The 11,405-nt window shown below is 65.6% G+C and carries 10 protein-coding genes; 4 read left to right on the top strand and 6 right to left on the bottom strand.

Annotated elements, in window-relative coordinates; translation table 11 throughout:
* Positions 1-155 precede the first annotated feature (155 nt).
* The 5 genes from RQH62_RS21630 to hflK form a co-directional block, all read right to left on the bottom strand.
* Positions 156-545, bottom strand: coding sequence for a hypothetical protein (locus RQH62_RS21630; protein WP_311270717.1), 390 nt, complete (start codon positions 543-545; stop codon positions 156-158).
* A gap of 46 nt (positions 546-591) precedes the next feature.
* The gene (locus RQH62_RS21625) at positions 592-2,223 is read right to left on the bottom strand and encodes a helicase HerA-like domain-containing protein (protein WP_311270716.1); all 1,632 of its coding nucleotides are present in this window, start codon (positions 2,221-2,223) and stop codon (positions 592-594) included.
* A gap of 155 nt (positions 2,224-2,378) precedes the next feature.
* On the bottom strand, positions 2,379-3,884 hold the full coding sequence (locus RQH62_RS21620) for a Do family serine endopeptidase (RefSeq protein ID WP_311270715.1): 1,506 nt from the start codon (positions 3,882-3,884) through the stop codon (positions 2,379-2,381).
* Between the two features lie 136 nt (positions 3,885-4,020).
* Positions 4,021-4,857, bottom strand: coding sequence for a protease modulator HflC (locus tag RQH62_RS21615; protein WP_311270714.1), 837 nt, complete (start codon positions 4,855-4,857; stop codon positions 4,021-4,023).
* Position 4,858: 1 nt separating this feature from the next.
* Complete coding sequence (hflK, locus tag RQH62_RS21610; protein WP_311270713.1) at positions 4,859-5,968, bottom strand: FtsH protease activity modulator HflK; 1,110 nt, start codon at positions 5,966-5,968, stop codon at positions 4,859-4,861.
* Between the two features lie 293 nt (positions 5,969-6,261).
* Here hflK and RQH62_RS21605 point away from each other — a divergent pair, with 293 nt between their 5' ends.
* On the top strand, positions 6,262-7,044 hold the full coding sequence (locus RQH62_RS21605; RefSeq protein WP_405053580.1) for an Mrp/NBP35 family ATP-binding protein: 783 nt from the start codon (positions 6,262-6,264) through the stop codon (positions 7,042-7,044).
* Here RQH62_RS21605 and RQH62_RS21600 read toward each other — a convergent pair whose 3' ends face one another.
* Positions 7,045-7,503 (bottom strand): GNAT family N-acetyltransferase, encoded by a 459-nt coding sequence (locus RQH62_RS21600; RefSeq protein WP_311270711.1) that lies wholly within the window; start codon positions 7,501-7,503, stop codon positions 7,045-7,047. It abuts the gene before it with no gap.
* 85 nt (positions 7,504-7,588) lie between these two features.
* Here RQH62_RS21600 and RQH62_RS21595 point away from each other — a divergent pair, with 85 nt between their 5' ends.
* The 3 genes from RQH62_RS21595 (at position 7,589) to hemH (ending at position 11,397) form a co-directional block, all read left to right on the top strand.
* Complete coding sequence (locus tag RQH62_RS21595; RefSeq protein WP_311270710.1) at positions 7,589-8,023, top strand: CoA-binding protein; 435 nt, start codon at positions 7,589-7,591, stop codon at positions 8,021-8,023.
* Between the two features lie 96 nt (positions 8,024-8,119).
* A complete protein-coding gene (locus tag RQH62_RS21590; RefSeq protein ID WP_311270709.1) occupies positions 8,120-10,402 on the top strand; it encodes a molybdopterin cofactor-binding domain-containing protein in 2,283 nt (760 codons plus the stop codon).
* Entirely contained in the window at positions 10,399-11,397 is a 999-nt protein-coding gene (gene hemH, locus RQH62_RS21585; RefSeq protein WP_311270708.1) for a ferrochelatase, read from the top strand. The genes RQH62_RS21590 and hemH overlap by 4 nt, the downstream gene beginning before the upstream one ends.
* The last annotated feature ends 8 nt before the right edge of the window (positions 11,398-11,405 follow it).

Genomic DNA, 11,405 nt, shown 5'->3' with positions numbered 1-11,405 from the left:
TTTACGGGAGGGGGCTAGGGGGTGGGCTGGACGTCGCGACAGCCCACCCCGCTGCGACTAACGCGCTGCGCGCGCAAGTCTCGCTGCCCCTCCCGCAGGCGGGAGGGGAATGGCCGCTCTCCACCCAAACCGGCCACCCGCACTCCCGTGCCTGACTATTTCAGCAAAATGCCGCTGACCGATCCGTTGCGGACCGAGCAGACGAAGGGCATGTCGCCGTCGGCCGAACCCACCACGCCTTCGACCTCCCAACCGGTCGACATGGTGCTCGCGCGGGCAGGGCCGATCAGGCGGGAGGCTGGCCCCGCCTGATAGAGTGCCTTTTCCGCGCAGGCGTCGCGTGCGGCGGCAGCGGTGTCGATCGGGCCATAACCCGGCGCGGCATAGGGCGTCTGCCGCGCGTCGCGCTGCGCCTGACGGTCGGCCACGATGTCGCTGACGATCGCAGCCCCCACAACATGGCGCGGCACGATGACGACCTGCGCATGCAGGGGCGTGGTCAGCAGGACCATCGCTGCACCTGTCCAACTCGCTGTCGCTTTCATGTCGATCATCTCCCTGTCGTGCCCCGGCGTCGGTCAGGACAATAGCCTATTTGAACAGGCTGCCCAAGATGCCGCGCACCAGTTTGCCGGCGATCCCGCCCGACGAGGATTTGCGGCTCGACCCGCCGAACACGGCCTTGCCCAGCTCATTGGCGACCTGCCGCCCGACCGAGGAGCCGGCGGCGCGGGTGGCCGACTGGACCGCCTTGTCGAAGGCGCTGGGCTTGGCGGCCTCACGGGCTTCCGCCGCTTCGCGCCGGGCCTGTTCCTTCAGTTCCGCCTCGCGCTGCTTGGCCTCCACCTTGGCCTGCGCGGCGGCGGCCTTGTCGGCTTCGGCCTGCGCTTTAGAGGCTTGCGCAGCGGCAGCGGCGGCTTGCCCGCGCGCGGCCAATATCTCCTCTGCCGACTCCCGGTTGACGGCGGTGTCATATTTGCCCGCGACCGGCGATATCGACTGGATGATCGCGCGTTCCTTCGCATCGAGCGGGCCGAGGCGCGAACGGGGCGGGGCGATCAAAGTGCGCTGCACGATGCCCGGCGATCCATCCTCCTGCAACAGCGACACCAAAGCCTCGCCGACCTTCAATTCGGTGATCGCCGTCTCGACATTCAGCTCGGGATTGATGCGGAAAGTCTCGGCCGCCGCCTTGATCGCCCGCTGGTCGCGCGGGGTGAAGGCGCGCAGGGCGTGCTGCACCCGGTTGCCGAGTTGCCCCGCCACATCTTCTGGAATGTCGATCGGGTTTTGCGTGACGAAATAGACGCCCACGCCCTTCGACCGGATCAGGCGCACGACCTGCTCGATCTTGTCGGTCAGCGCCTTGGGTGCGTCGTCGAACAGCAGATGCGCTTCGTCGAAGAAGAAGACCAGCTTGGGTTTGTCCGGATCGCCCACTTCCGGCAGCGTCTCGAACAGTTCGGACAATAGCCACAGCAGGAACGTCGCATAGAGTTTGGGCGACTGCATCAGCTTGTCGGCGGCAAGGACGTTCACATAGCCGCGCCCCTTGTCGTCCACCTGCAACATGTCATGGATATCGAGCGCGGGTTCGCCGAAGAAATGGTCGCCGCCCTGCGATTCCAGTTGCAGCAATTGCCGCTGGATCGCGCCGACGCTGGCCTTGGTCACATTGCCGTAGCGGGCGGAGAGCGTGTCGGCATTTTCCGCGCAATAAGCCAGCATCGCCTGCAAATCGCCGAGGTCGAGCAGCAGCAGCCCTTCCTCATCGGCATATTTGAAGGCGATCGATAATACGCCTTCCTGCGTTTCGTTAAGGCCCATCAGGCGGGCGAGCAGCAGCGGTCCCATCTCGCTGACGGTGGTGCGCACGGGATGGCCCTGTTGCCCGTAAAGATCCCAGAAGATCGCCGGATTGTCGGCATAGCTATAGTCGGCGATGCCGACTTCGGCCGCGCGGGACACCAGCTTGTCGGCATTTTTGGCAGTGGGGGAACCGGCCATGGAGATGCCAGCGAGGTCGCCCTTCACATCCGCCAGAAACACCGGCACGCCAAGCGCGGAAAAGCTTTCGGCGATGCCCTGCAACGTCACCGTCTTGCCGGTGCCGGTCGCCCCGGCGATCAGCCCGTGCCGGTTGGCGCGGCGCAGGTTCAGCGTCTGGGGCACGCCGCCATCCCTGTCCGGTGCGCCAAGTCCGATGAAGATACCGTCGCTCATTGCTGCAACTCCGAAAAGAAAAACCCGTTCGCCCTGAGCCTGTCGATGGGCCTTTCTGTTCTTCGAGGGAAGAAGAAGGCTTCGACAGGCTCAGCCCGAACGGGTCTGATAGGCGCCCTCACTCTATCGCGTGAGGGCGGTTGGGCAAGCGCCGCTTACTTGTCGCGCAGGCGCACCGGCAGGAAGATCGCCGGCTGGCCGCGGCGCAGCACCTGCAACAGGATGGCGTTGCGACCCTGTGCCGCGACCGCCTTGGCCTGTGCATCCAGCTGTGCCTGGGTGGCGACAGGCTGGTTGTTGGCGCTGATGATCACATCGCCGCGACGCAGGCCCTTGGCGCCGGCATCGGTCGATCCGTCGACGGCGGTGATGACGACGCCCTTGGTATCGGCAGCGATACCCAGCTGGCGGATGATGCCGGGCGTCAGCGGGATCGCCGAAATGCCCAGCGCCTGCTGCGTTGCCTGACCCGGATTCTGGTCCTGCTGGCTGAAATCCTCGTCGCCCTGCGGCTGCGCGAAGTTGTTCAGCTCGTCTTCCGACGGGCGCTCGCCGACGATGGCGGTTACGGTCTGGCGCTGGCCGTTGCGGATCAGCACGATCGGCACCTTCGCGCCGATGCCCTGATTGGCGACGATCGAGGACAGATTCTGGTCGGCGGTCACTTCCTGCCCGGCGACGCTGACGATCACGTCGCCGGCCTTGATCCCGGCCTTCTCGGCGCCCTTGCCCGGCTCCACACCCTGCACGAATTCGCCGCGATTCTTGGCAAGGCCCAACGAGTCCGCCAGATCTTCGCCCAGCGGGCTGATCTGCACGCCCAGATAGCCGCGCTTGATCGCCTGACCCTTGCGCAGCGTCTCCACGATCGGGGCGGCCTGTTCCGACGGAATGGCAAAGCCGATGCCGACATTGCCACCCGAGGGCGAGAGGATCTGGCTGTTGATGCCGATCACATTGCCGCGCATGTCGAACATCGGGCCGCCGCTGTTGCCCTGATTGATCGACGCGTCGGTCTGGATGAACTTGTCATAGCTGCCGCCAGTGCCGCGATGCAGAGCGGAAATAATGCCCGCCGTGACCGTGCCCGAAAGCGCAAAGGGGTTGCCGATCGCAACGACCCAGTCGCCCACGCGCGCCTTGGTGCTGTCGCCGAACTTCACGAAGGGCAGGGGCTTGGGCGATTCGATCTTCAGCACGGCCAGGTCGGTCGCGGGATCGCGGCCGATCAGCTTGGCCGGGAATTCCTGCTTGTCGGTCATGGTGACCGTGATCGAATCGACGCTCGCGCCTTCGGCACCGGCCGACACCACATGGTTGTTGGTGACGATATAGCCATCGGCCGAAATGATGAAGCCCGACCCCAGCGACTGCGCCTGACGGGTCTGCGGCTGGCCACCGCCGCCCTGACCGAACAGGTCGCCGAACGGCGTGCCGGCGAAGGGGTTCTGCACCTTGACCCGCTGCTTGGTCGAAATGTTGACGACCGCGGGTTGAAGCTTCTCGACCATGTCGGCCAGACTTGCGGGGGCGCCTGCCGGGGCCGCCGCCGTCAATCCTTCATTCTGCGCAACCTGTGCGCCGACATTGGAGCTGGTGGTGACGGCGATGGCGGTGCCGCCGAGCAGCAGGGCGCCGGTGATGGCATAAGCGTAACGCACTCGTGACGGTCCTCTTCAAAGCTTCGGGAATAAGGAAGGCGGGACTTTTGGAAAGTCCTCAGATGCTCCGCCTTGCCTTAACCCTCATTGAATGACGCTGGTTCCGTAATGATCCGGGGGGGATCATTACGAAAGTTTAACGGCGCCCCTGAAATTGCCGCAGGAACTCATTGTCCGGCGACAGGATGATGTTGGTCTGGCCCGGACGGTCGGGCGCGAAGGTGTAGCGATAGCTCTGCATCCCGCGATAGAAATCGTAGAAGGACGGGTCTTTCCCAAAGCTCTCGGCATAGATGCGCGCGGCGTTCGCGTCGGCCTCGGCGCGGATGATCTGGGCCTGCTTGGCGCCCTGCGCTTCGATCGTCAGCGCCTCCTGCTTGCGCGCCGTGCTCATGCGATTGAAGGCGCTTTCCAGCGGCGTGCCGTCGGGCAGGTCGGCGCGCTTGATACGCACGTCGACGATCTCGGCGCCATATTGGCGGGCGACGCGGTTGAGGCCGGTTTCGATATTCTGCATCACCTGACCGCGTTCGGGGCTGAGCAGGGCGGCGAAGGGCCGCTTGCCCAGTTCGTTGCGCAGGGCGGAACCCAGGATCGGGCGCAGGGCGTCGGACACGCGCTCCTCGCTGCCCGCCGCGATATACATCAACAGCGGATTGACGATGCGATAGCGGGCGAAGGCATCGACCTGCAAACGCAGCTGGTCGGTCGACAGCACCTGCTGCCGCTCCATCTCCACCGACAGGACGCGCTTGTCGATCCAGACGATCTGGTCGACGAACGGCACGCGCATGATGATGCCTGCCCCGGTCTGGCCGAAGCTTTCATTGGGACGATAGCTGTTGATGATTTCCTTGGGATCGCCAAAGCGGACGATCACGCCCTGCTTGGTTTCGGGCACGATCGCGACGGTGCTGCCGAGGATGATCAGGAAGGCCAGGATGGTCAGTGCGATAGCTACGGGATGACGCATGTCACTGGCCTCCCGCGCTGGCGGCGGCATCCTGCGCCGGGGTCGCCTGCGCCCGCTTCTTCAATTCGGGCAACGGCAGGTAAGGCGTCACATTATTGCCTTCGACGATGGTCTTGTCGACGTTCGACAGCACGCCCTCCATGGTTTCATAATACATGCGGCGACGGGTCACGTCGGGCGCCAGTCTATATTGTTCATAGACCTTGTCGAAGGCCGCGGCCTCACCCTGTGCCTTGGCCGTCACCTGCTGGGCGGCGGCCCGCGCCTGATTGAGATAGGTCTGCGCGGTCTGCTGCGCGGCGGACACGGCCTTGAACGCATCGTTGACGGCGGCCGGCGGGTCGGCCTGCTTGATCGCGACGCCCTGGATGCGGATGCCCGACTTATAGCTGTCCAATATCTCCTGCATGCGCAGCTCGACCTGTTGCTCGATCGCGGTGCGGCCCGCGCCCAGCGCATCGTCGAGGCTGACACTGGCCAGCACGGCGCGCATGGCGCTTTCGGCGACTTCGCGCACGCTGGCGTCAGGTTCCGACAACTGGAACAGGTAAAGCTCCGGATTGCGGATGTTCCAGCGCACCGAATAGGCCAGGTCGATGATGTTCTGGTCGCCGGTCAGCACCAGATTTTCCTTCTCGGCGCTCACCGACCCGATGTCGATGGTGCGGATTTCCTCGACATCGACCGTCGTCACCGCCTCAAACGGGGCAGGCAGCGTCAGGCTGATGCCGGGCGTGAGCGTGCGGCTATATTTGCCGAGGAAGGTCACGACGCCGCGTTCCTGCGGACCGACGCGATGGAAACTGGTCAGCACCACCCACAGGATGACCACAAGGCCGATCGCGATGGGCCACAAGGCCCGGCCGGCCGCGCGCGGGGGCAGGCCGCCAAAGCCGCCACCACCATTGCCGCCACCGCCCTGGCCAAAGCTTTCGCGGCCGCGACGCAGCAATTCCTCGATCGCCGACGGCCCCTTCTGGCCGCCGGACGGCTTGCCCGGCTGGGTCCACGGGTTGCGCGGGCCGCCATCGCCGCCTTTCTGTCCGTCCCCGTCGGGTCCGTCATTCTTGCCCCCCCAGGGGCCTTGGACCATCGCTGCGATCGCGGGCATCCACCCGAATTTTCTTCTCATACTGTCTTCTATAGGAAGGCTCTTCTCCGAAAAACAGTGCAAATGGCCGCGATTATTTCCTACAGGGCTTCGTCATGACCGATCTTGCCGATTTCACCGCCCGTCTGACAGCTCTCACCGATGGTCGCGCCAGCGCGCCGCGCATCAAGGATGGGGTCATGACCCTGGCCCTGGACGTAGGCGGCCTGTCGCCCGAACAGCGTGACGGACTGGCCGCCGCGATCCGCGAAGGCGGCCTGACCGTGCCGGACGTCATCGACGTCCGCATCGCCATGACGGCGGAGCGCAAGCCGGTGGAAGAACGCAAAACGCTGCGCATATTGGCGGTCGCTTCGGGCAAGGGCGGGGTCGGCAAATCGACCCTGTCGGCCAATCTGGCCGTCGCGCTCCACCGTCTCGGCATCAAGGTCGGGCTGGTCGATGCCGACATCTACGGCCCGTCGCAGGCGAAGCTGATGGCGAGCGAGGACCAGAAGCCGGTCGCACGTGACAAGAAACTGGTGCCGGTCACCGGTCCGATCGGCATCCCGATGCTGTCGATGGCGCATCTGGTGGAACCGGGCAAGGCGCTGGCCTGGCGCGGGCCCATGGCGGGCAATGCGCTCAGCCAGTTGATCGATGCCGAATGGGGCGACGCCGAACTGCTGGTGGTGGACATGCCGCCCGGCACCGGTGACATCCAGTTGTCGATGGTGCAGAAGCACAAGCCTGCCGGCGCGGTGATCGTGTCCACGCCGCAGGATCTGGCGCTGATCGACGCGACCCGCGCGGTCAGCCTGTTTGCGCAGGCTGGCGTGCCGATGGTTGGGCTGGTCGAAAATATGGCCGGCTATGCCTGCCCCCATTGCGGCGAAATTTCCGATCCCTTCGGGCACGGGGGCGCGGAAAGCGCGGCGGGCGACTTGTCCATGCCATTCCTGGGCCGTATCCCGCTGGCGATCGACATTCGCCGCCAGTCCGACGCGGGTGATCCGCCCGCAGCGGGCGAGGGTATCCATGCCGACGCCTTCCGCGCCATCGCGCAGAAGGTGGCGGACTGGCTGAAGTCCGCCTGATTACAGGCGCAGATGCAGGAACTGGCTGAAGCCGTTCACCCGATAGGCGCCGAACGGTCCGCCATCGACAAAGCCGTGGCGGCGATAAAGGGCGAGCGCGGGGCCGAAGGCGGTGCCGCGCCCGGTTTCGAGGCTGAGCAACGTGAGGCCGCCCGCCCGCGCGGCGTCGATGATATGCCGCAGCAGGGCGGTGCCGACGCCGCGCCGCAAATGATCGGGATGGGTCCGCATCGACTTGATCTCGCCCCGTTCGGCATCGAGCAGTCGTAATGCGCCCACGCCGGCAATCGCATCCCCGTCCCAGGCCGACCATAGCCTGATATCCGGCGCTTGCAGGCCCGACAGGTCCAGTGCAAACACGGCGTCGGCTGGCGAATGGTCGTGCATGCCGGACAGGTGCAGCGCCAGCAGTGCGCGGGTTTGCGGATCGGTCAGATCATCGGGGCGGATCGCGAACATGGGGCAGCCTAACCCGATGATGGCGCGATGGGAACGCCTTGCATGCCGTCGCGTCCTCCCCATGTCAGCACGGAAGGAGACAATCATGCCGCTCACCGCCCCGCAGGATATCGCCGCTTTGCTCAGCCGCACCCGCACTATCGCACTGGTCGGCATTTCCGATCGCCCCGACCGGCCCAGCTATGGTGTGATGAAATTTCTTCAGGACCATGGCTATCGCGTGCTGCCGGTCAATCCGCAGATTGCGGGCGAACATGTCCATGGCGAATTCGTCTGGGGCCGCCTGTCCGACATCGGCGTGCCGATCGACCTGGTCGATATCTTCCGCCGCAGCGAGGCGGCGGGCGAGGCGGTGGACGATGCCATCGCGGCCGGCGCAAAGGCGGTGTGGATGCAACTGGGCGTCATCAACGAGGCGGCTGCCGCCCGTGCCGAGGCCGCCGGATTGCAGGTCGTGATGGACCGCTGCCCGGCGATAGACATCCCGCGGCTGGGCATCGCGCCGATCACCGCCGATTAGCGCATAAGCCGGTTTGCCGCGTTTTCCGGGGCGGCAGGCTTCACCTGCCTTGAAAACGCTCTAGGCATCGCGCTTTTCCGCCTCTATCAGGCAGGCATGGCGCGCGCACCGCGGAAGCAATCCGGCCCGAACTTTTCTGGTACGAAAACAGGCATCAACCGCCGTACCCTTTTGGTGGGTGGGGGCGCGGCGGCAGGACTGCTGATTGCCTGGGGCATCTGGCCGCGCAGCTATGAACCCAATCTCAATGCCGGCGCGAACGAAACCATCCTCAACGCCTTCCTGAAGATCGACGCTTCGGGCCAGATCATCGTCATCGTGCCGCAGACCGAAATGGGGCAGGGGGTCACGACCGTCCTGCCACAGATCTTGGCGGACGAACTGGGCGCGGACTGGCGCACGGTGGCGGTGCAGAGCGCGCCGGTCAGTCCGCTCTACGCCAATACATTGCTGGCGCGCGAATGGCTGGCGAGCGACTGGACGCGGCTGCTGGGCGGGGCGGGCGACTGGGCGCTCAACCAATATGCCACGCGCGGCGCGCTGATGCTGACCGGCGGCGGCACCTCCATCCCCATGTTCCGCGACGCCTATCGCGATGCCGGTGCGGCGGCGCGCGTGCTGTTGTGCAAGGCGGCGGCAGCGCGCTGGAACATCCCCTGGGAAAGCTGCGATATCGCCGACGGCATCATCACCGATGGCGCCGCCCATCGCATGAAGATCGGCGATATCGTCGCTGACGCCGCGCGCTTCGACCTGCCCGACATATTGCCCTATCGACAGGGGCAGGATGGTCGCCTGTCGGGGCAGGATCTGCCGCGCCTCGACACCCCGTCCAAGATTGACGGCAGCCATAATTATGCCGCTGACATCCGCCTGCCCGACATGGTCTATGCCTCGATCCGGCAAGGGCCGATCGGGGACGCCCTGCTGGCCGGGGTAGACGAAAAATCGGCTGGCGGCGTCACCGGTTTTCTCCGGCTGATACGGCGGGACCGCTGGGTCGCGGCGATCGCCAGCAACTGGTGGGCCGCCAACAAGGCGCTGGATCTGGCCGACCCGGTCTTCACCCTGCGCGGGCCACAGGTCAGCAGCGGCAGTATCGATGAAGCGCTGGAAACCGCTTTCGAGAGCGACGCCGGCCGCCGCCTTTATGCGCAGGGCGACCTTGGCCCGGTGTTCGAGGGCGCGACGATCCTGGCCAGCGAATATCAGGTCGATGCCAGCCTGCATCTGGCGATCGAGCCGCCTTGCGCGACCGCGCGGGTGACCGAGGATGGCGCGGAAGTCTGGATGGCGACGCAGGCGCCGGGCCTGGCCCGCGCGGCGATCGCCAATGCGCTCGGCCTGTCGGAGCGGGCGGTGACGCTCTATCCGCTCCATGCCGGCGGTTCCTTCGGCCGCGCGATGGATTGGGACGTCGGCGTGCAGGCGGCGCTGCTCGCGCAGGAGATGAAGCGGCCGGTGCAACTGCTCTGGTCGCGGCTGGAGGATGTGATTCAGGATCGCCCCAGCGCGCCCGCCCATGCCCGCATGGCCGCGAAGCTGGGCCGGGGCGGCGCGATCGAGGGCTGGTCGGCGAAGGTCGCCGCGCCCTGCGCCATGACCCAGACATGGTCACGCATCGCGGACGGGAAACTGCCGCATGAAGCAGCGGCCGATGCAGCGGGCAAGACCACCCGGCTGGCGGTGGCCGGCATGGTCCCGCCTTATGCTATTCCGAATTGGGCGGTCGATCATTTCCCGACCGATGTCGGCCTGCCGCTCGGCTTCGTGCGCGGCAATGCGCATCTGCATGGCGTCTTTTTCACCGAGAGCTTCATCGACGAACTGGCGCATCTGGCGGGGATGGAGGCGATGTCCTTCCGCATCCAGATGCTCGGCGGCAATCCGCGCCTCGCTCATTGCCTGTCGACCGCCGCGTCGATGGGCGGCTGGCAGGGCGGCATCCCCGGCAGCGGGCAGGGGCTGTCCACCCATATGATGAACGGCGCCTATGCTGCGGTCATGGTGGAAGCGGCGATGAATGGCGACGCGCTCAGCGTCAACCGCATCGTCGCGGCGGTCGATGCCGGCGATCAGGTCAATCCCGACATCGCCCGGCAGCAGATCGAAAGCGGCCTGATCCATGGCCTCGCCTATGCGATGGGCGCCGCCGTCCCCTATGAAAAGGGCATGCCGACCCGCGCCATCCTTGGCCGCATGAACCTGCCGCGCCTCGCCGATATTGGCGAGGTTACGGTGGAACTGATGCGCAGCACCGCCGATCCCGCCGGCGTCACCGATCTTGCCGCGCCGCTGGTCGCGCCCGCTATCGCCAACGCCCTCTATACATGGACAGGTCAGCGCCTGCGCAGCCTGCCTTTGGTAGGAACCGCATGACCCTGCCTGCCGATCATCCCGCCCTTCCTGCGCCGAAGGTCGGCGTGCTGCTCATCAACCTCGGCACGCCGGACGCGCCGGACGTCAGATCGGTGCGCCGCTATCTGGCGGAATTTCTGTCCGACCCCCGCGTTGTGGAAATCCCCAAGCTGGTCTGGCAACCGATCCTGCACGGCGTGATCCTGACTACCCGGCCGAAGAAATCCGCCCATGCCTATCGACAGGTATGGACGGCCGAAGGCTCGCCGCTCGCCGTCCATACCCGCGCCACCGCGCAGGCGTTGCAGCAGGCGATGCCGCATGTCGTGGTTGACTGGGCGATGCGCTACGGCAATCCCGCCATCGCCGAAAAACTCGCGGCGATGAAGGCGCAGGGTTGCGATCGCATCCTGCTCGCGCCGCTCTATCCGCAATATAGCGGCGCGACCACGGCGACCGCCAATGACGCCGCCTTCGCCGCGCTGGCGGCGATGCGCTGGCAGCCGGCGGTGCGCACGCTGCCCCCCTATCATGACGACCCGGCCTATATCGCCGCATTGAAGGCGTCGATCGACACCCATGTCGTCATGCTCGACTTCGTGCCGGAGGCGCTGCTCGCCAGTTTCCACGGCATGCCCGAACGCACCCTGCATCTGGGCGATCCCTATCATTGCCAGTCGGTCAAGACCGTCCGCCTGCTGCGGGAAGCGCTCACTCTGCCGGTCCATATGAGCTTCCAGTCGCGTTTCGGCCGGGCCAAATGGCTTGAACCGGAAACCGAAGCGACGCTCGCCAAATTGGTACAGGATGGTGTCCGGAATATTGCTGTCGTAACACCCGGTTTTTCGGCAGATTGCCTTGAAACCCTGGAGGAAATCGCGCTGCGGGCAAAAGAGGTGTTTTTGCGCCATGGCGGCGAAAATTTTGCCTATTTGCCCTGTCTAAATGCGTCGGCGGAAGCTATCACTCTCTATCAGAGGCTGATGAGCCGCGAGCTTTCGGGTTGGATGGACTGACCCTGTTT

The sequence above is a fragment of the Sphingobium sp. WCS2017Hpa-17 genome (assembly GCF_031843765.1).
Taxonomy (GTDB): Bacteria; Pseudomonadota; Alphaproteobacteria; order Sphingomonadales; family Sphingomonadaceae; genus Sphingobium.
The sequence above is the reverse complement of the archived record's forward strand: the minus strand, read 5'-3'. Positions and strand labels throughout refer to the sequence as shown.